Source organism: Microbacterium sp. CFBP 8794 (assembly GCF_014841235.1).
Classification (GTDB): domain Bacteria; phylum Actinomycetota; class Actinomycetes; order Actinomycetales; family Microbacteriaceae; genus Microbacterium.
The window spans coordinates 341,232-360,978 of record NZ_JACYTT010000002.1 but is presented as its reverse complement, the minus strand read 5'-3'; the positions used below and the strand labels follow the sequence as shown (position 1 = coordinate 360,978).

General features: G+C 70.8%; 17 protein-coding genes and 1 tRNA gene. 17 read left to right on the top strand and 1 reads right to left on the bottom strand.

The genetic code is table 11. The annotated features are described in order from the left end of the window. Positions 1-25: 25 nt before the first annotated feature. The 8 genes from IFU19_RS05520 (at position 26) to IFU19_RS05485 (ending at position 8,313) form a co-directional block, all read left to right on the top strand. Positions 26-1,048: a PhoH family protein gene (locus tag IFU19_RS05520; RefSeq protein ID WP_199858648.1), complete on the top strand. Its 1,023-nt coding sequence runs from the start codon at positions 26-28 to the stop codon at positions 1,046-1,048. Next, positions 1,045-1,512 (top strand): rRNA maturation RNase YbeY, encoded by a 468-nt coding sequence (gene ybeY, locus IFU19_RS05515; protein ID WP_055837030.1) that lies wholly within the window; start codon positions 1,045-1,047, stop codon positions 1,510-1,512. The genes IFU19_RS05520 and ybeY overlap by 4 nt, the downstream gene beginning before the upstream one ends. After that, complete coding sequence (locus tag IFU19_RS05510; protein ID WP_191915032.1) at positions 1,509-2,819, top strand: hemolysin family protein; 1,311 nt, start codon at positions 1,509-1,511, stop codon at positions 2,817-2,819. The genes ybeY and IFU19_RS05510 overlap by 4 nt, the downstream gene beginning before the upstream one ends. Further along, positions 2,816-3,709 (top strand): GTPase Era, encoded by an 894-nt coding sequence (gene era, locus IFU19_RS05505; RefSeq protein ID WP_055837036.1) that lies wholly within the window; start codon positions 2,816-2,818, stop codon positions 3,707-3,709. The genes IFU19_RS05510 and era overlap by 4 nt, the downstream gene beginning before the upstream one ends. A 73-nt stretch (positions 3,710-3,782) precedes the next feature. Then, complete coding sequence (locus IFU19_RS05500; protein WP_192013148.1) at positions 3,783-4,730, top strand: quinone oxidoreductase family protein; 948 nt, start codon at positions 3,783-3,785, stop codon at positions 4,728-4,730. A gap of 186 nt (positions 4,731-4,916) precedes the next feature. Then, positions 4,917-6,677, top strand: a complete 1,761-nt coding sequence (leuA, locus tag IFU19_RS05495) for a 2-isopropylmalate synthase (protein ID WP_055837043.1) — start codon at positions 4,917-4,919, stop codon at positions 6,675-6,677. Between the two features lie 23 nt (positions 6,678-6,700). Next, a complete protein-coding gene (locus IFU19_RS05490; RefSeq protein ID WP_192013147.1) occupies positions 6,701-7,489 on the top strand; it encodes a methyltransferase domain-containing protein in 789 nt (262 codons plus the stop codon). A 41-nt stretch (positions 7,490-7,530) separates the two neighbouring features. Continuing rightward, positions 7,531-8,313: an MOSC domain-containing protein gene (locus tag IFU19_RS05485; protein WP_192013146.1), complete on the top strand. Its 783-nt coding sequence runs from the start codon at positions 7,531-7,533 to the stop codon at positions 8,311-8,313. Between the two features lie 64 nt (positions 8,314-8,377). Here IFU19_RS05485 and IFU19_RS05480 read toward each other — a convergent pair whose 3' ends face one another. Beyond that, positions 8,378-9,082, bottom strand: coding sequence for a trimeric intracellular cation channel family protein (locus IFU19_RS05480; protein WP_192013145.1), 705 nt, complete (start codon positions 9,080-9,082; stop codon positions 8,378-8,380). A gap of 423 nt (positions 9,083-9,505) precedes the next feature. On the opposite strand from IFU19_RS05480, the gene recO reads away from it, so the two are divergent. The 9 genes from recO to IFU19_RS16995 all read left to right on the top strand — a co-directional run bounded on the left by recO (position 9,506) and on the right by IFU19_RS16995 (position 19,713). After that, a complete protein-coding gene (gene recO / locus IFU19_RS05475) occupies positions 9,506-10,234 on the top strand; it encodes a DNA repair protein RecO (protein ID WP_192013144.1) in 729 nt (242 codons plus the stop codon). After that, entirely contained in the window at positions 10,231-11,034 is an 804-nt protein-coding gene (locus IFU19_RS05470; protein WP_192013143.1) for an isoprenyl transferase, read from the top strand. The genes recO and IFU19_RS05470 overlap by 4 nt, the downstream gene beginning before the upstream one ends. A 57-nt stretch (positions 11,035-11,091) precedes the next feature. Further along, complete coding sequence (locus IFU19_RS05465; protein WP_055837060.1) at positions 11,092-11,775, top strand: DsbA family oxidoreductase; 684 nt, start codon at positions 11,092-11,094, stop codon at positions 11,773-11,775. Positions 11,776-11,855: 80 nt separating this feature from the next. Continuing rightward, positions 11,856-13,022 (top strand): tRNA dihydrouridine synthase DusB, encoded by a 1,167-nt coding sequence (gene dusB, locus IFU19_RS05460; protein WP_070407940.1) that lies wholly within the window; start codon positions 11,856-11,858, stop codon positions 13,020-13,022. A gap of 1 nt (position 13,023) precedes the next feature. Continuing rightward, positions 13,024-14,346, top strand: coding sequence for a deoxyguanosinetriphosphate triphosphohydrolase (locus IFU19_RS05455; protein ID WP_156784929.1), 1,323 nt, complete (start codon positions 13,024-13,026; stop codon positions 14,344-14,346). Next, positions 14,346-16,199 carry a DNA primase gene (gene dnaG / locus IFU19_RS05450; RefSeq protein ID WP_055837070.1) on the top strand — a complete coding sequence of 618 codons (1,854 nt, stop codon included), beginning with the start codon at positions 14,346-14,348 and terminating at the stop codon, positions 16,197-16,199. Before IFU19_RS05455 ends, dnaG begins: the two co-directional genes overlap by 1 nt. Positions 16,200-16,245: 46 nt before the next feature. After that, positions 16,246-17,019 carry an ATP-binding cassette domain-containing protein gene (locus tag IFU19_RS05445; RefSeq protein WP_055837073.1) on the top strand — a complete coding sequence of 258 codons (774 nt, stop codon included), beginning with the start codon at positions 16,246-16,248 and terminating at the stop codon, positions 17,017-17,019. Between the two features lie 62 nt (positions 17,020-17,081). Further along, a tRNA-Asn gene (locus tag IFU19_RS05440) sits at positions 17,082-17,154 on the top strand. 210 nt (positions 17,155-17,364) lie between these two features. Next, the gene (locus IFU19_RS16995; protein ID WP_192013142.1) at positions 17,365-19,713 is read left to right on the top strand and encodes an acyltransferase family protein; all 2,349 of its coding nucleotides are present in this window, start codon (positions 17,365-17,367) and stop codon (positions 19,711-19,713) included. Positions 19,714-19,747: the final 34 nt, after the last annotated feature.

Sequence of the window (19,747 nt, the reverse complement as noted above, 5' to 3'; positions counted from 1 at the left end):
CCGCATCGAGGTCGACGGCGTGGCCATGGTGCAGCTCCTCGGACCGCAGGATCGCCTGCTGCGCGTCGTCGAGAAAGAGCACCCCGAGGTCGACGTGCACGTCCGCGGCAACGAGATCACGCTGTCGGGCACCGCTTCCGCCGTCGCCGCGGCGCGGGGCCTCGTCGACGAGCTGCTCGCGATGACCCGCTCGGGTCATGGCCTCGACCCCTCCGACGTGAAGAGCTCGAACCGCATGCTCTCCGACGGCGGTCCCCGTCCGTCCGAGGTCATGGGCGAAGCGATCCTGTCGTCGCGCGGCAAGGTCATCCGCCCCAAGACCGCCGGGCAGAAGGCCTACGTCGACGCGATCGACGAGAACACCATCGTGTTCGGCATCGGCCCCGCCGGTACCGGCAAGACCTACCTCGCCATGGCCAAGGCCGTGCAGGCGCTGCAGCGCAAAGAGGTCGCCCGCATCATCCTCACCCGCCCCGCCGTCGAAGCCGGCGAGCGTCTGGGCTTCCTGCCCGGCACGCTCACCGACAAGATCGATCCGTACCTGCGCCCGCTGTACGACGCGCTCAACGAGATGATGGACCCCGACATCGTGCCGAAGCTCATGGCGACGGGCACGATCGAGGTCGCACCTCTCGCGTACATGCGCGGACGCACGCTGAACGACTCGTTCGTTGTGCTCGACGAGGCGCAGAACACCACGCCCGAGCAGATGAAGATGTTCCTCACGCGCCTCGGCTTCGGCACGCGCATGGTCGTCACCGGCGACATCACCCAGGTCGACCTGCCCCAGGGCGCGTCGGGTCTGCGTCTCGTCACCCGCGTGCTCGACGACATCGACGACATCCACTTCTCGCGACTGACCAGCGAAGACGTGGTGCGTCACAACCTCGTCGGTCGCATCGTCGACGCGTACAGCGAGTACGACGAGAAGCGTCTCGTCGCCCGCCGTGAGCGCGACGAGGCCTCCGAGTTCGCCACCCGTGCGGAGCGACGCGGCTCGAGTGCCGCCGGTCCCCGCGATCACCTCCCGAGACGAAACCGCTCATGACGATCGAGATCAACAACGAATCCGACCACCAGATCGACGAGCAGGTGCTGCTGCGCCTGATGGAGTACAACCTCGGCGAGCTGCACGTCAGCGGCGACGCCGACGTGGCCATCGTGCTCGTCGACGAGGGCGCCATGGAGTCCCTGCACGTGCAGTGGATGGACGAACCCGGCCCGACCGACGTGCTCAGCTTCCCGATGGACGAACTGCGACCCGGGTCGGAAGATGCGCCCACCCCGGCGGGTCTGCTCGGCGACATCGTGCTGTGCCCCGCCGTCGCCGAGACCCAGGCGGTCGCGGCGAAGCACTCCACGCAAGACGAACTGATCCTGCTCACCACCCACGGACTGCTGCACCTCCTCGGCTTCGATCACGCCGAGCCCGACGAGGAGCGCGAGATGTTCGGTCTTCAGCGCGAGCTCATCGCCGGCTTCCAGGCCGTCGAGCGCCAGCGCCGCGCATGACCGAAGCGCTCCTGCTCGTCGCCGCCGTGCTGCTCGTCGCCTTCGGCGGGCTGATGGCGGCGTCCGAGGCCGCGCTCGGGGTCACCTCGCGCACCGACCTGCTCGAGCTGGGCGCCTCGGGGCGCAACGCCACGTCGCTGCGTCGCATCGCCGACGACACCAGTGCGCACGTGACGGCGGTCGTGTTCATCCGCGTGCTCGCCGAGACCACCGCCGCGGTGCTCGTGACCGCGGCGTTCATGCTGCTCTTCGACGACATCTGGCTGGCCGTCGCGGCCGCCGCCGTGCTCATGACGGGCATCTCGTTCGTCGCCGTCGGTGCGAGTCCCCGCTCGGTTGGCCGCCAGCACGCCCGTGGTCTGCTGCGCGGCGGGGCACCCGTCATCCGGGGCATGCGCATTCTGCTCGGGCCCCTCGCGCACGGCCTCGTCGCCGTCGGCAACCGCGTCACCCCCGGAGTGCCGCACTCGACGTCGTTCGCGTCAGAGGAACAGCTGCTCAGCATCATCGACGAGGCGGCCGAGAACGAGCTCATCGAGCAGGACGACCGTGAGCTCATCCACTCGGTGTTCGACTTCACCGACCGCTACGTCCGCGAGGTCATGGTCCCGCGCACCGACATGGTGACCGTCGGGGCCGGCGCCACCTCGCGTGAGGCCCTCGCTCTCTTCCTCGAGAAGGGCGTCTCGCGCGTTCCCCTCGCCGACGACGAGGCCGACGACGTCGTGGGGATGCTGTACCTCAAAGACCTCGTGCAGTTCGGCTTCCGCGACGAGGCGGGGTGGCGCGACGCACCGATCCGCCGCATCGCCCGCCCGGCGGTGTTCGTGCCCGAGTCGATGAAGGCCGAGACCCTGCTGCAGCAGATGAAGAAAGACGCCGTGCACGTGTGCCTCGTCGTCGACGAGTACGGCGGCGTCGCCGGCCTGGTGACCCTCGAAGACCTGATCGAGGAGCTCGTGGGCGAGATCGCCGACGAGTACGACGCGCCCACCAGTGAGGTCGTCGAGCTCGACGACAACCGGTACCGCGTGAACGCGCGTCTTGGCCTCGACGAGGTCGGCGACCTCTTCGGTCTCGAGCTCGACGACGAAGACGTGGATTCGATCGGCGGACTGCTGGGCAAGGCCCTCGGCCGCATTCCCCAACCGGGGGCGACGGCGGAACACTCCGGTCTCGTCATGACCGGCGGGGCATCGCGCGGCCGCAATCGCGGCATCGCCACGGTGATCGTGGAGCGCGCCGAGACTCCGAACGACGACAACGCCGAGGCCGATGGCCCCGCGCGTGAGAGGAACGACAGATGACCGACACCCGATCCGGTTTCGTGACCTTCGTGGGCAGGCCGAACGTCGGCAAGTCCACCCTGACCAACGCCCTCGTGGGCGAGAAGGTCGCGATCACGAGCGAGAAGCCGCAGACCACGCGCCGCGCCATCCGCGGCATCGTCAACCGCCCCGGCGGTCAGCTCGTGCTCGTCGACACCCCCGGCATCCACCGCCCGCGCACCCTGCTCGGACAACGTCTGAACGACCTGGTCGAACAGGTGCTGGGCGACGTCGACGTCATCGCCTTCTGCGTTCCGGCGACCGAGAAGGTCGGCCCGGGCGACCGTCGTATCGCCGAGTCGCTGTCGGGGTACCCCCGCGCCAAGAAGGTTGCTCTGGTCACCAAGACCGACGCCGCCTCGCGCGATCAGATCACGCAGCGCCTCGTCGAGGTCGACGCGCTGCGCGAGGACTGGGCCGCGGTCATCCCGCTCTCGGCCATCACCCACGACCAGCTCGACGTGCTCAGCGACGAGCTCCTCGCGCTCATGCCCCAGGGGCCCGCGCTGTACGACGCCGACATCGTCACCGACGAGACGCTCGAAGATCGCATCGCCGAGATCATCCGCGAAGCGGCGCTGCACGGCGTGCGCGACGAACTCCCGCACTCCATCGCGGTCACGGTCGATGACGTCGCCGCGCGCGAGAACAGCGACCTCACCGACGTGTGGGCCAACATCGTCGTCGAGCGCGACAGTCAGAAGGCCATCATCATCGGCCACAAGGGCTCTCGCCTGGCCGACGTCGGTGCGCGTGCGCGCGCGGGCATCGAGCCCCTCGTGGGCAGCAGGGTGTATCTCTCGCTGCACGTCCGCGTGGCCAAGGAATGGCAGCGCGACCCGAAGCAGCTCGGGCGCTTGGGCTTCTGACACCCGGCCGCGCCGCACCCGTGCCGCGTGTGCGGGCGCACATGAGACGAACGACACGACGAAAGGTGCAGCCATGGCGATGAGGTGGACGGCTCCGGCCGCAGGACCGATCGAGACGTGGGTTCTCGACGAGGTCGAGGTGGCTCCGCCCGGCGCCGGTGAGGTCATCGTCCGCGTGCACGCCGCGGGCATCAACCCCGCCGATGCCAAGCACGTCGCCCAGGCGCGCCCGGGCGCTGAGTTCCCCGTCGCGATCGGCTACGAGCTCTCCGGCGAGGTGACGGCCGTCGGCCCCGATGCCGTCGGTGGATCCGGCGCGCTGCACGTCGGCGACGAGGTCGTGGCGTTCCGCGTGCAGGGCGCGTACGCGACCGAGATCACGGTGCCCGCTCGCGACGTCTTCGCCAAGCCCGCACGGCTCTCGCACGCCGAGGCGGCCAACCTGCTTCTGGCGGGAACGACGGCGGCCGAGATGATCCAGGTCACGCGGGTGACCGCGGGTGACACGGTGCTGCTCCACGCCGCCTCGGGCGCGGTCGGCGTGAGCCCGCTGCAGCAGGCGCGCGAGCTCGGTGTGCGCGTCATCGGCACGGTGGGACCGGATGCCGACGACTCGGCGGCGCGCGTCCGCCACTACGGCGGCATTCCGGTGGCCTACGGCGAGGGCCTCGCCGAACGTGTCGAGACCGCAGCCGAGGGTGCTCCCGTCGTCGCCGCGTGGGATGCCGCGGGCACCGACGAGGCGATCGACGTCTCGCTCGCGCTGGTGTCGGAACGCGACCACATCGTCACGATCGTGCGTCCCGACCGCGCCGAGGCCGACGGGTTCCTGTGGATCGCAGGTTCGCGGCCGGAGAGCGCCCGGTTCCGCGACATCGCCCGTGCCCGCGTTCTGGAGCTGGCGGCATCCGGGGCTCTCGAGGTGCCGGTCGCGCGCACCTACCCGCTCGCCGATGCGATCGACGCCGTGGGCTTCGTCATGACCGGCCACCCGGGCGGCAAGGTGGCGTTGCTGGCGTAGCGGCGGCGCGGCTGGGGTACAGACGCCAGCGACGCGGGGCCTTCGCGTGGGACTGCTACGATCGCTTCATGCGCTTCGGTGGCCTTCTTCTTCTTAGCTGCCGCGACGAGTCCTCGTTCTAAGGGCCTTCCTCGTCGCGGAGATCGTCGTCGGCCCCACCGAACGAATCTAAAGAAGCGACACATCATGAAGAACACCCAGAAGCCCACGTCCGCTCCGGTGCACAAGTACCGTCCGTTCCACGAGCAGATCCGGGTCGACATGCCCGATCGCACGTGGCCGTCGAAGCGCATCGAAGTCGCCCCCCGCTGGTGCGCCGTCGATCTGCGCGACGGAAACCAGGCCCTCATCGATCCGATGAGCCCCGAGCGCAAGCGCGTGATGTTCGACCTGCTCGTGAAGATGGGCTACAAGGAGATCGAGGTCGGCTTCCCCAGCGCCAGCCAGACCGATTTCGACTTCGTGCGCCAGCTGATCGAAGAGAACCTGATCCCCGACGACGTCACCATCCAGGTGCTGACCCAGGCGCGTGAACACCTGATCGCCCGCACGTACGAGTCGATCGCCGGTGCGAAGCAGGCCATCGTGCACCTGTACAACTCCACGAGCGTGCTGCAGCGCGAGGTCGTGTTCCGCACCGACCAGCAGGGGATCGTCGACATCGCGCTCGAGGGCGCCCGTCTGTGCAAGCAGTACGAGGCGACCATTCCCCAGACCGAGGTCTACTACGAGTACTCGCCCGAGAGCTACACCGGTACCGAGCTCGAGTTCGCCCTGCGCATCTGCAATGAGGTGCTGGAGGTCTTCCAGCCGACGCCCGAGCGCAAGGTCATCCTGAACCTGCCCGCCACGGTCGAGATGGCCACCCCGAACGTCTACGCCGACTCGATCGAGTGGATGTCGCGTCACCTGAACCACCGCGAGAACGTCATCCTGTCGCTGCACCCGCACAACGACCGCGGCACGGCCGTCGCGGCGGCGGAGCTCGGGTACATGGCCGGCGCCGACCGCATCGAGGGCTGCCTGTTCGGCAACGGGGAGCGCACCGGAAACGTCGACCTCGTCGCCCTGGGCGTCAACCTGCTGACACAGGGCATCGACCCGCAGATCGACTTCAGCGACATCGACCAGGTCAAGCGCACGGTCGAGTACTGCAACCAGCTGCCGGTGCCCGAGCGCAGCCCCTGGGCCGGCGACCTGGTCTTCACCGCCTTCAGCGGTTCGCATCAGGATGCCATCAAGAAGGGCTTCGAGGCGATGGAGGCCCGTGCGGCATCCGAGGGCAAGAGCATCGACGACATCGAGTGGGCGGTTCCGTACCTGCCGATCGACCCGAAAGACCTGGGCCGCTCGTACGAGGCGGTCATCCGCGTCAACTCCCAGTCGGGCAAGGGCGGCGTCGCCTACCTGCTGAAGGCCGACCACGCGATCGACCTGCCCCGCAAGCTGCAGATCGAATTCTCGGGCGTCGTGCAGACCCGCACCGATGCCGAGGGCGGCGAGGTGTCGAGTGCCCAGATCTGGGACATCTTCACCGACGAGTACCTGCCCGCCGAAGACCAGGACCAGCGCTGGGGTCGTTTCGAGCTGCTGTCGACGCGCTCGTCGAGTGACATGTCGGGCGACGTGCACCTCGATGTCGCCCTGCGCGACGGCGACGAGACCCACCCCGCCTCGGCCGTCGGAAACGGCCCCGTGGCCGCGTTCCTCGAGATCGTGCGCGCGCAGGGCTTCGACGTCACGCTCTACGACTACGTCGAGCACGCCCTGAGCTCGGGCGGCGACGCCCAGGCCGCGGCGTACGTCGAACTGCAGGTCGATGACCAGCGCCTGTGGGGCGTCGGCATCGACGGTGACATCTCGACGGCGTCGCTGAAGGCGATCGTCTCGGGCGTGAACCGCGCGATCCGCACCCGTCAGTCGGCCGACGCCCTCGCCGGCGTCTGACCTCGACGCCGAAGACCACGGCCGTGGCCTACGCCCACGGACACCACGAGAGCGTGCTGCGTTCCCACGCCGCACGCACCGTCGCCGACTCGGCGGCGTACCTGGTGTCTTCGCTGTTCGCCGGCGCCCGCATCCTCGATGTGGGCGCCGGCCCCGGCACCATCACCGTCGACCTCGCCGACCGGGTCTTCCCGGGGCGGGTCGTGGGGGGGGATGCCGCACCCGACGTCGTCGAGGTCGCCCGCGCCACCGCGGGGGAGCGCACGAACGTCAAGTTCCGCACCGATGACGCGTACGACCTCGATGCCCCCGATGGGTCATTCGACATCGTGCATGCGCATCAGGTCCTTCAGCACCTGGCCCGGCCCGTCGACGCCCTGCGCGAGTTCCGCCGCGTGGCGGGGCCCGAGGGCCTGGTCGCGGTGCGTGACGTCGACTACGGCGGGGTGATCTGGCATCCACGGATCCCCGCCCTCGACGAGTGGCTCGAGATCTACCACGGGGTGCACCGCGGGGTGTCGGGCGAGCCCGACGCGGGCCGGCGGCTCAAGGCGTGGGCGCGCGAGGCGGGGTTCGCCCGCATCGAGGCGAGTGCGAGCGTGTGGGTCTTCGACACGCCCGAGAAGCGGGCCTGGTGGGGCGGTATGTGGGCTGACCGCGTCGTCGCGTCGGCGTTCGCGGGGCACGCGAAGAGACTCGGACTCGCCGACGACGCCGCGCTGCAGCGCATCTCCGACGGCTGGCGCGAATGGGCCGCGCACCCCGACGGGTGGATCCTGCTGCCGCACGGCGAGGTGCTCGCCCGGGCCTGACCCGCGCGGGGGAGCGGAGCGATGGGTGCGAGGATGAATCCGTGCCCACCGTCTCCGCCCTGTACCGCTATCCCGTGAAGGGCTTCACCCCCGAACGGCGCGACCACCTCGTCATCCAGGACGACGGCCGCGTGCAGGGGGATCGCGCGCTGGTTTTCCGCTTCGCCGACGCGATCGAGCCCGAAGACGCGACGTTCCCGAAGAGCCGGGGACTCGCCCTCATGACGTTTCCGACGCTCGCGCGCATCGACCTCGCGTACGACGACGAGAGGCAGACATTGCGGCTCCGGGTCGACGACATCGACGTCGAGGCCGACCTCAGCCCCGCGGGTCGCGCGCGTCTCGCCGACGCCGTGACGGCGTATCTGCGTACGACGAGCGACGCGAAGCTGCTCGCCCCCGACGGCATCCTTCCCCTCGGACTGCTGGGCGACGGCCGCACCGCGCGGTTCCAGGATCGCCCGCGCGGCTTCGTGTCGCTGCACGGCGCCGCGTCCGTCGAGGCCCTGGATGCCACGGTGCCGGCGCCCGTCGACGATCGGCGATTCCGTTCGAACATCGTGGTCGGGGGCACCGCCGCGTGGACCGAACTCGAGTGGCGTGGTCGCGTACGCATCGGCGAGGTGGAGTTCGAGGTGCAGAAGCCGATCGAGCGCTGCGCCGCGATCACCGCCAACCCCGACACCGGAGTGCGCGACGCGCGACTGCTGCGCGTGCTCACGACCGAGTTCACTCAGGACGAGCCGACCCTCGGCATTTTGCTCCTCCCCGTGGCCGGCGGCGGAACGATCCGCGAGGGCGACGAGGTCGTCGTCGCCGCGTGAGTCGCCAGGATTCGTTGCTTCGGGGCGGCGCCAAGCGACAAACCTGGATGGGCTTGCGCGCGGTTCAGGCGGGGTCGTCGGTGCGGATGATCGGGATGCCGGTGGTCTCGACCGCGACCTTGCGGCGGTAGAGCTTGCGCTGCTCCGGGAGCGAGAGGTCGAACAGCACCGCAAGCACGCGGATCACGGTCGTCACGACGACGCCGATCACCGCGGCGAGGGGCAGGGGCACGCCGAAGGCGGCCGTAATGGCGAGCACCGCGCATCCGCCACCCGCGGCGACGGCGTAGAGCGAGCCCACGTGCATGATCGCCACCGGCAGGCCCATCAGCACGTCGCGCAGCACGCTGCCGCCCGCGGCGGCGACCACGCCGACGAAGATCGCGGGCACGGCGGGCATGCCCAGGGCGAGCGCCTTCGACGTGCCGAAGGCACCGAACAGACCGATCACGACCGCGTCGAGCATGACGATCGCGCGATTGAGACGTTGGAAGATCCCCGACAGCAGCATGCCGACGATCGACGCCAACGTCGCGGTGATGAGATACCAATTGCTCTGCAGGGTCGCGGGCGTCAGCCCCAGCAGCAGGTCGCGGATCAGACCGCCGCCCATCCCCAGCAGGATGCCGATGATCGCGACGCCGAGCAGATCGAGGCGCCGCTGCCCCTGGAAGCCCGACGCGAACAGCGCACCCTGCACGCCGCCCAGGGCGACGGCGGTGAGATCCGCCCACAGGGGGATGACGAAGACCGAGTTCACGGCATCCATTCTCCCCCCTTCGGTCTTGCCGCCCGCGGGGGTGGTTCATCTATCGGACCGGTGGGGCTGGTGACGCCTACGGGGGCGTGTGCGCCACCGCAACGCGGGGCGGGCCGGTCTCGCCGCCCGCGGGGGTGGTTCATCTGTCGGATCGGTGGGGCTGGTGACGCCTACGGGGGCGTGTGCGCCACCGCAAGGCGTGGCGGTCCGACAGACGGGCCACTCCGCGCTGCGGATGGGCTCTCCCGTTCGGCCGGTCTCGCCGCCGGGGACGCGGTCCATCTGTCTGACCGGTGGGGCTGGTGGCGCCTATCGGGGCGTGTGCGCCACCGCAGCGTGGGGCGGTCCGACAGATGGACCATTCCACGCCGCAGACCCGGCCGCGCGCGCGCCGCGCAGGCCTCTCACGGGATCGCCGAACGATAATGGACTGTGCCCACCTACCGCGATGAAGTCGTGGTCCTGCGTACCCAGAAGTTGGGGGAGGCGGATCGCATCCTCACCCTGCTCAGCCGCCGCAACGGCAAGATCCGCGCGGTGGCGAAGGGCGTGCGGCGCACCTCGTCGCGGTTCGGCTCGCGCCTCGAGCCCTTCATGGTGGCCGACGTGCAGTTGGCGACCGGCCGCAATCTCGACATCGTGCAGCAGGCCGAGTCGCTCGGCTCGTACGGTGCCGACATCGTCGCCGACTACGACAGCTACACCACCGCCAGTGCGATGGTCGAGACCGCCGATCGGTTGAACGAGGCCGAGGCGACCCCGCAGCAGTATCTGCTGCTCGTGGGTGGGCTGCGCTCGCTCGCCCGCAGCGACCACGCGGCACGGAGCGTGCTGGATTCGTACCTGCTGCGCGCCATGGCGCTGTCGGGCTGGGCGCCCGGACTCGGCGAGTGCGCGCGCTGCGGCACCGTCGGCGATCACGACTACTTCCTTCCCCAGCTCGGCGGCGTCATCTGCTCGACGTGCGCGCCGGCCGGCTCTCCCCGGGTCGCCCGCGACACGGTCGATCTGCTGCGCTCCCTCATGGCGGGGGAGTGGGATGCCGTCGACGCCGCCGCCGGGCGCACCACCGCCGCCGCGTCGGGGCTCGTCGCCGCCTACGCCCAGTTCCACCTCGAACGGGGCATCCGTTCCCTCTCGCACCTGGAGGCGCGTCCGTGACCCCGAAGCCCTTCACCCACCGCGACGCCGTGCCCTACCGTCCCCTCGACTGGACGGAGCAGTACCCACCGGCCTACCCGAAGGGCGCGGTGCCGGAGCACGTCGCCATCGTCATGGACGGCAACGGACGCTGGGCGAACCGGCAGGGTCTCACCCGCGTCGAGGGCCACCGGGCGGGCGAAGCGGCGCTGCTCGACGTCGTCGCCGGCGCGATCCAGGCCGGGGTGAAGCACCTGTCGGTGTACGCCTTCTCGACCGAGAACTGGTCGCGCTCTCCGGACGAGGTGCGTTTTCTCATGGGCTTCAACCGCGAGGTGCTGCACCGCCGTCGCGATCAGCTCAACGAGTGGGGGGTGCGCATCCGCTGGTCGGGCCGCAAGCCGCGCTTGTGGGGCTCGGTCATCAAGGAGCTGCAGCACGCCGAACGCCTCACCGAGGGCAACTCCACGCTGACGCTCACCATGTGCGTGAACTACGGCGGGCGCGTCGAGATCGTGGATGCCATGCGGCGCATCGGCGACGACATCGCCGCAGGCCGGCTCAAGCCCTCGGCGGTGACCGAGAAGCTGATCCGCAGGAACCTCTACCAGCCCGACATGCCCGACGTGGATCTGTTCGTGCGATCGAGCGGCGAGCAGCGTACGTCGAACTTCTTGCTGTGGGAGTCGGCGTACGCCGAGATGGTCTTCCTCGACACGTTGTGGCCCGACTTCCGACGCACGCACCTGTGGGACGCGATCGGGCTCTACCTGTCGCGCGACCGTCGCTTCGGTGGCGCGATCGACACCCCCACCGCCTGATTCCGGCGAAGATGCCGCCAACGGAATAGATCACAAGCTCGAGAGGTTGCACGCGATATGACGGATGCCATCAAGATCGACGTGTGGAGCGACATCGCCTGCCCCTGGTGCTACATCGGCAAGCGCAACCTCGAGAACGGGTTGGCCGCGACCGCCGCCGATGACGACGCCCCCGTCGTCGAGATCGAGTACCACTCGTTCGAGCTCTCGCCCGACACCCCCGAGGACTTCGACGGCGGCGAGGTCGACTACCTCTCGCAGCACAAGGGAATCTCGCCCGAGTCCGCGCGCGAGATGCTCGACCGCGTCACCGGCGTCGCCGCCGACGCGGGGCTGACCTACCGCTTCGACATCCTCAAGCACACCAACACGGTGAAGGCGCACGAGCTCCTGCACTTCGCGAAAGAGAACGGGCGTCAGCTCGAGCTCGCCGAGCTGCTCATGTCGGCGTACTTCCTCGAGGGTCGCCACGTCGGCCGCGACGACGACCTCGTCGACCTCGCGGTCGAGGCGGGCCTCGACGCCGACGCGGCACGCGAGGCCCTGGCCTCGCAGCGCTACCGCGCGGCCGTGCGCGCCGACCAGGAGCAGGCGCAGCAGTTCGGGATCACCGGCGTGCCGTTCTTCGTCATCGACGGCAAGTACGGCGTGAGCGGTGCGCAGCCGGTCGAGGCGTTCACGCAGATCGCCCGCCAGGTCTGGGGCGAGCGTCGCGAGGCGTCGGAGACCGCCGACGCGTGAGGTTCCTTCACAGCGGTGCCCGCCCCGGCGTCTGACCGGACCGGGCACCGCTGTCTCGTGAGGTCTGGGAGAATGAACGAGTGAACACGGCATTGGCTCCGGCGCGGACGCTCCGCATCGGCAACATCGAACTCGACGCCCCCGTCGTGCTCGCCCCCATGGCCGGCATCACGAACACCGCGTTCCGTCGACTGTGCCGCGAGTACGGAGCAGGGCTGTACGTCAGCGAGATGATCACGACGCGCGCCCTGGTGGAGCGCAACGAGACCACCCTGCGCCTCATCCGCCACCACGAGTCCGAGACCCCCCGCTCGATCCAGCTCTACGGCGTGGATCCCGCGACGGTCGAAGCGGCGGTGCAGATGATCGTCGACGAGGACCACGCCGACCACATCGACCTCAACTTCGGCTGCCCGGTCCCCAAGGTCACCCGGCGCGGCGGAGGAGCGGCCCTGCCGTGGAAGCTCTCGCTGTTCCGTGAGATCGTCGAGCGCGCCGTGCGCGCCGCCGGTGACAAGCCGCTCACGATCAAGATGCGCAAGGGCATCGACCCCGACCACCTCACCTACCTCGAGGCCGGACGCATCGCCGAGGGCGCGGGAGTGGCATCCATCGCCCTGCACGCCCGCACGGCATCGGAGTTCTACTCGGGTCACGCCGACTGGAGCGCGATCACGAAGCTCAAAGAGACCGTGACCGGCGTGCCCGTGCTGGGCAACGGCGATATCTGGTCGGCCGAGGACGCCGTGCGCATGATGGCCGAGACCGGGTGCGACGGCGTCGTCGTCGGCCGCGGCTGCCTCGGGCGTCCCTGGTTGTTCGGCGATCTCGCGCGGGCCCTCGGCGGCCCCGACGCCGCCCACGGAGCCCCCGTCGACGCCACCCTCGGGTTCGTCGCGCGCGCCTTCCGCCGTCACGCCGAGCTGCTCGTGGAGTTCTTCGACGACGAGGGGCGCGGATGCCGTGACATCCGCAAGCACGTCGCCTGGTACTTCAAGGGCTACCCCGTCGGCGGCGAGCTGCGAGCCAGCCTCGCGACGGCCTCGACCCTCGACGAGATCGACGAGCTGCTGGCCACGATGGAGCTCGACGCGCCGTACCCCGGTGCCCCGGCCGAGGGGCAGCGCGGGCGGGCGGGCACGCCCAAGCGCCCGGCCCTGCCCGACGGATGGCTCGACTCCCGCGAGATCGGCGACGCCGCCGGCCGCGCCCTCGCCGACGCCGAACTGGACCACAGCGGTGGCTGAGCTGAGCACGGCGACCGCTCGTCCCCTCGGCTATGCCGATGCCGACGCCGCCCGGTTCCACGTCGAGAAGCACCGTTCGCAGCGCGACGACTTCGCCCGAGATCGCGCGCGCGTGCTGCACTCCGCCGCCCTGCGGCGCCTCGCGGCGAAGACGCAGGTGCTGAGCCCCGCCAGCCCCGCCGACTTCGCCCGCAACCGGCTCACGCACTCGCTCGAGGTCGCGCAGGTGGGCCGCGAGCTGGCGACGGCCCTGCAGCTGTCGCCCGACGTCGTCGACACGGCGTGCCTCAGCCACGACCTCGGTCACCCGCCCTTCGGCCACAACGGCGAACGCGCCCTCAACGACTGGGCGGCCGACATCGGCGGCTTCGAGGGCAACGCGCAGACGCTGCGAATCCTCACGCGCCTGGAGCCCAAGACCTTCGGCGCCGACGGCGAGCCGTTCGGGCTCAACCTGACGCGCGCGAGTCTCGACGCGACCTGCAAGTACCCCTGGACGGTCGACGAACCCGTCCCCGATCCGGGCGGGCGGCTCAAGTTCGGCGTCTACCCCGACGACGAGCCCGTCTTCCACTGGATGCGCGGGGGAGCGCCCGCGCGCCAGCGCTGCATCGAGGCCGAGGTCATGGACCTCTCCGACGACATCGCGTACTCGGTGCACGACTTCGAAGACGCGATGGTCAACCGCTACATCGACCCCGCCCGCCTGGCATCCAGGGTCGGCCGTGACGGTCTGCTCGACGCGATCCAGCGATGGGTCGGCTACGACTTCGTGCGCGACGACCTCGCCGAGGGGCTCGAGCGACTCATGTCGATGCCCGAGTGGATCCCCTCGTTCGACGGCACACGCCCCGCCCTCGCTCGCCTGAAGAACCTCACCTCCGACCTCATCGGCCGCTTCGCGCGCGCGGCGACCGCGGCGACGCGCGAGGCCTACCCGGCCGACGAGCTCACCCGCTACCGCGCCCACGTGATCGTCCCGGCCGAGGTCGAGACCGAGATGGCCGTGCTGAAGGGCATCATCGGGGCCACCGTCGTGTCGATCGACGGCCGAAAGGTGCTCTACCGCGAGCAGCGCCACGTGCTGAAGCGCCTGGCATCCGCCCTCTGGGAGAACCCCGGCGCGCTCGACGCCCTGCACGCCCCCGACTTCGAGGCGGCCGCCGACGACACTGCACGTCGCCGGGTGGTCGTCGACCAGGTCGCGAGCCTCACCGACCAGCTCGCGATCGCCTGGCACAACCGCCTGGTGGGCGACGTCGACGCCGCCGAGCTGGGCGTCTGGGCGCCGGGCACCCGCGCACCCCGCGGAGCGGATGCCTGATGGCGCGCATCCGCCAGTCCGACATCGACGAGGTCAAGGGGCGGGTCAACATCGCCGACGTCGTCGGTGAACGCGTCGCCCTGAAGTCCGCGGGCGTCGGGTCGATGAAGGGCCTGTGCCCGTTCCACGACGAGCGTAGCCCCAGCTTCCACGTGCGGCCGCAGGTGGGCTACTACCACTGCTTCGGATGCGGGGAATCGGGCGACGTCTACTCGTTCCTGCGCGCGATGGACCACGTCTCGTTCACCGAGGCCGTCGAGCGCATGGCGGCGCGCGTCGGCTACACGCTGCACTACGAAGACGGCGGCGGGCCGGCTCCCGAGACGACCGGGCGGTCGCGCCTGTACGCGGCCAATGCCGCCGCCGCCGAGTACTTCCGCGCCCAGCTCATGACGCCCGAGGCCGAGACCGGGCGCCGCTTCCTCGGCGACCGCGGATTCGACGCGGGGGCCGCCGCGCACTTCGGCGTGGGGTACGCGCCGAAGGGCTGGTCGCACCTCATGGACCACCTGCTCGCCCAGAAGTTCACGCGCGATGAACTGTTGCAATCCGGACTCGTGTCGCAGGGGCAGCGTGGCGTGTACGACCGTTTCCGCGGCCGGCTGGTGTGGCCGATCCGCGACATCACCGGTCAGGTCATCGGGTTCGGGGCGCGCAAGCTCTACGACGACGACCAGGGCCCGAAGTACCTCAACACCCCCGAGACGCCGGTCTACAAGAAGGCCCAGGTGCTGTACGGCCTCGACCTGGCCAAGCGCGACATCTCGCGCTCGCACCGCGTGGTCGTCGTCGAGGGCTACACCGACGTGATGGCCTGCCATCTGGCGGGCATCACCACCGCGATCGCCTCGTGCGGCACGGCCTTCGGCAGCGACCACATCACGGTGCTCCGCCGCGTCATGGGAGACGACAGCGCCTCGGGCGAGGTGGTGTTCACCTTCGACCCGGATGCCGCGGGGCAGAAGGCGGCGCTGCGCGCCTTCGCCGACGAGAAGCGTTTCGCCGCCCAGACGTACGTGGCCGTGGCCCCCGAGGGCCTCGATCCGTGCGACCTGCGACTGCAGCGCGGCGACGGTGCCGTGCGCGCGCTCATGGAGAACAAGGCGCCGATGTTCGAGTTCGTCATCGATCAGCGGCTCAAGGACTTCGACCTGTCGAGCGTCGAGGGGCGCGCCGGTGCCCTGCGCGCCGCGGCCCCGATCGTGGCCGACATCCGCGACCCGGCGCTGCGCCCCGGTTACGTCCGCGTGCTCGCCCGACGCCTCGGCCTCGACCTGCCCGAGGTCGGCAGCGCCGTCGAGCGTGCCGCGCGCGGCGCGGACCGTGCCGAGAAGCGTGATACGCAGCGCGGGGGAGCGGGCGAGACGGAGCGCCCCGTGATCGCGCAGTCGGTGAGCCTGGCTTCGCTGCCCAACACGCGCGACGTCGCCCTCGAACGCGGCGCGATGATGGCCTTCCTGCAGTACGGGCATCGCATCGAGCCCGACCTGTTCCTGCGCGCCCTGCAGTCGCCGTTCGGACACCCCGCCCTCGAGGCCGTGCGCAGCTCGCTGGCCGCCACCGATCTGTCGCAGCCCGGGTGGGCCGTGGCCGCCGTCGAGGCGGTGCGCGAGCCTTTCCGCACCCTGGCCGCCGAGCTGTTGACGGCCGAGTTCCCGGCCCGCACCGAAGACGGCGCGGTCGCCTCGGCCAACGACCTGGCGCGAGGACTCCTCGTGCGCGAACTGGAGCGGGAGAAGAACGAGCTGCTGCGCGGCATCCAGCGGGTTCCCGCGGACTCCGAAGAGGGCCGCCGCCTGCGCATCCGACTGCGCGAACTGGACGGCGACCGCCAACGACTCGTCGCGCAGTAGGGACGCGCTGCTGGCATCGGCCCCCGTGGTGGGCGAGGATGAAGGAATGCCCCGGTCCCACGACACCGACGTCGCCCTCCGTGCCGACGACCTCTCGCTCGCTCGCAGCGGCGTCCGCGTCATCGACGGGATCACGTTCTCGTTGGGCGCGGGCCAGACCCTCGTCGTGCGCGGCGCCACGGGGTCGGGCAAGACCTCGCTGGTGTCGTTGCTCGCCGGCCACCCCGACGACGGGCTCACCGTGGTCGGGGGCGACGCCCGCGTGCACGGGATCTCGGCGCGCCGGCCCGGGCGCGCCCGCCGGGAGTGGACGTTCCACACCGGCTACCTGCCTCAGGGCGCCGGCGCGGGGCTCCCGTCGCGCCTGACCGTGCAGGACGTCATCGCCGAGCCGATCACGAGCCGCGATCGCAAGGTCAACACCCGGGCGCTGGCGGTGCGCGTCGCGACTCTGCTCGACGAGATGGAGCTCCCGCTCGGCACGGCTCCGAAGTATCCGTACGAGCTGAGCGCGGGGATGCGGCAGCGCGTGGCGCTCGCCCGCGCCCTCGTGCTCGAACCGCGGCTGTTCGTCGCCGACGACCTGTACGCCAACCTCGATGTCGAGGTGCGCGCCGCCGCCCGTGCCTCGATCCTGCGCCGTCGTGACGAGCGCGGCATGGCGACACTGGTCGTCACGAACGACGCCGATGCCCCCCGTGACCTCGACGCCGACGTGCTGGTTCTGCACGCCGGGCACGCCGTCGCGTTCGGCCACAGTGTCGAGGCTCTGCAGTGGACACCCGACGGCACGCCCGAGCGACGTCTTTCGGCGGGCTGATTTTTCGCACGCCCCCGCGTGCTGTTAGTATCGTGGGGTTGCCCACCGCAAGGTGCGCATGATCCTCGGTAGCTCAATTGGCAGAGCAGTCGGCTGTTAACCGACAGGTTCTTGGTTCGAGTCCAAGCCGGGGAGCGAGAGTACCGCGTCATCTAACGTGGCTCTCACCTTAGGCCCGGGCTTCCACCCCGGGCCTTTCCTCTTTTCCGGGCGACCCTCGTTGGGCCCGCGACGGGCGAGTCGCACGTCTCGCGCTCTGAACAGCGGCCACCTGTGCGCGGCGTATGGGAGCGGTTCCATTAGACTCGCTCCGGCCGTCGCTCGGCGGCCGGAGAGGACGCCGCCGTGACCGCACCCGCAGCCCCCGCGCGCCGCGATCTCCAGGGGCTCCGGGCGTTCGCCGTCGTGGCCGTGGTCGCCACGCACCTGACGGGATGGCCGCGCGGAGGCTTCGTCGGCGTCGACGTGTTCTTCGTGCTCTCGGGGTTCCTGCTCACCGGCATCGTGCTGCGGGATCTGGACGCCTCCGGCACCGTGCGCCTGTCGGCGTTCTTCGCCCGACGCCTCCGACGCCTCCTGCCCGCGGCCCTCGTCGTGCTGGCCGCCACCGTGGGCGCCGCCTTCGTGGTGTTCCCCGGAACCCGCGCCGAGAGCATCGTGGGCGACGCTCTCGCCGCGGTCGGCCTCGTCTCGAACTGGCGCTTCGCCCTCGAGGGACGCGACTACTTCTCCACCATCGCCGTCTCACCGCTGCAGCACTTCTGGTCGCTGTCGATCGAGGAGCAGTTCTCGCTGCTCTGGCCCCTCCTCGTCATGCTGCTCGTGCTGGTGCTCCCCGTCGCGCGTCGGCGGGGCACGGGGGCGCGCGTCGCGGTGGGCCTGCTGTCGAGCGCCGTGGTTCTTGCATCCGCTGCTCTCGCCTGGGTGCAGACCCCGCTCGACCCGAGCGTGGCGTACTTCTCGACCGGAACCCGCGCAGGCGAACTCGCGACCGGCGCCGTCGTCGCGACCCTCGTGCCGCTCCTGCTCCGGATGCCGAGCCCCCTGCGCGCCCTGCTCTCGTGGGCCGGGGTGGCGCTCGTCGTCGCGTCGTTCTTCGTCGTCGATCCGACGGCGCCGTTCCCTGCCCCCTGGGCCGTGATGCCCGTCGCGGGCGCGGTGCTGGTGATCGCGGGCGGCACCGGGGGAGACCCGCGTCACCGCTCCCTCTTCGTCGTCTCGAATCCGCTGGCGGTCGCGATCGGCAACGCGTCGTACTCGCTGTACCTCTGGCACCTCCCCGTCATCATCTTCGCCGGGGCGCTGCTGGCGCCCGGGCCCGCGGCCACCGGCATCACCGTACTGGTGATGGTCGTGCTCACCGTCGCGACCTACCTCGGCGTCGAGCAGCCGCTGCACCGCTCGCCGTGGCTGGTCCGCCCGAACGGGGGCGCTCCGACCGCCGACGAAGTCACGGCCGCCTCGCCCCCTGCCCTCGCCGATGTCGCGGTGCCGACGCCACGGGCCGCCGCGCTCGCGTCTCGCCCCGCCGGATGGGTGCCCGGGCAGCGGTACTACCCGGGACGGCGAGCGACCGAGAGCGCGACCACCGAGGCGGTCGCTCCGGAACCGGCCCCCGCTGCAGAAATCACCCCGCCGCAGCCCGCGCCGGTGCCCACCCCGGCGCCGGCCCGAGGCTCCGGTGACTCCTGGGCCGAGTGGAGAACGCGCTTCGCCCCGCGCATCGCCCTGGCCGGCGCCACCTTGGCGATCGGGGCCGGAGCGACCGTGCTCGCGGTGTTCGTCGCGTACGGGGCGCCGGTCATCGTGGCGCCCGCCGCACCCGCCGCCGCCGCTCCGGTGGCCGACGCCGGCGCCGCCCTCGCCGCTTTGCAGGGCGAGCTCGCCGCGGCGACGACGGCGTCGAGCTGGCCCGATCTGCATCCCTCGCTCGACGAGGTGATGCGCGCCACCTCGGCCGACGATCCCGCGCACGACTGCTTCACCCCCGACATCGCTCCCGATGCCGGCCGTTGCACGTGGGGGAACGCCGACGCTCCGCGGCACCTGTACCTCGTCGGCGATTCCAGCGCGATGGCCTACGCGCCCGCCTTCCGAGCCCTCGCCGACGCGAGCGGCGGAGCGTGGCGCGTCACGACCGTCGGAATGTACGGATGCCGTTTCACCGACGCCCTCATCGAGAGCCGCGACCCCGCGGTGACGGCCGGGTGCGCCGGGCGCAAGTCCGACATCGCCGCGATGGTCGCGGCCGACCCCGCCGACCTGCTCGTCGTGTCGAACGCCTACACGCTCGCCCGCACGGTCGACGGGCGAGACCTCAACGCCGCGGAGCTGGCATCCGGGGTCGCGAACGAGGTCTCGGGGTGGGCGCCGGCCGGGCACACAGTGTTCCTCGCGCCTCCGCCGCACGGCGCCGACCTGGGACGCTGCTACTCCCCGCTCACGGGCCCGGCGGCGTGCCTCGCCGCCGTCGACGACGTGTGGACGCAGATGCAGGCCGCCACCGAGGCGCAGGCGGCCGCCACCGGCGAGGCGGCGATCGACGCGTTGCCGTTCTCGTGCTGGCAGGGAGTCTGCCCCGCGTTCGCCGGCGACACACCCGTGCGGTACGACGACATGCACCTGACACCGGCGTTCGCCGAGCGCCTCGCGCCGATCCTGCGCGACGAGCTCTCGGCCCGCGGACTGTACTGACGGCCCCGCGCGCTCGCTCGGCTGACAGGCTGGG

Coding starts and splice junctions, on each gene's coding strand:
- IFU19_RS05510 (WP_191915032.1), top strand. CDS start 1,509: ATGACCGAAGCGCTCCTGCTCGTCGCCGCCGTGCTGCTCGTCGCCTTC.
- IFU19_RS05520 (WP_199858648.1), top strand. CDS start 26: ATGGTGCAGCTCCTCGGACCGCAGGATCGCCTGCTGCGCGTCGTCGAG.
- leuA (WP_055837043.1), top strand. CDS start 4,917: ATGAAGAACACCCAGAAGCCCACGTCCGCTCCGGTGCACAAGTACCGT.
- IFU19_RS05445 (WP_055837073.1), top strand. CDS start 16,246: ATGCCCCGGTCCCACGACACCGACGTCGCCCTCCGTGCCGACGACCTC.
- era (WP_055837036.1), top strand. CDS start 2,816: ATGACCGACACCCGATCCGGTTTCGTGACCTTCGTGGGCAGGCCGAAC.
- dnaG (WP_055837070.1), top strand. CDS start 14,346: ATGGCGCGCATCCGCCAGTCCGACATCGACGAGGTCAAGGGGCGGGTC.
- ybeY (WP_055837030.1), top strand. CDS start 1,045: ATGACGATCGAGATCAACAACGAATCCGACCACCAGATCGACGAGCAG.
- IFU19_RS05465 (WP_055837060.1), top strand. CDS start 11,092: ATGACGGATGCCATCAAGATCGACGTGTGGAGCGACATCGCCTGCCCC.
- IFU19_RS05480 (WP_192013145.1), bottom strand. CDS start 9,082: ATGGATGCCGTGAACTCGGTCTTCGTCATCCCCCTGTGGGCGGATCTC.
- IFU19_RS05500 (WP_192013148.1), top strand. CDS start 3,783: ATGGCGATGAGGTGGACGGCTCCGGCCGCAGGACCGATCGAGACGTGG.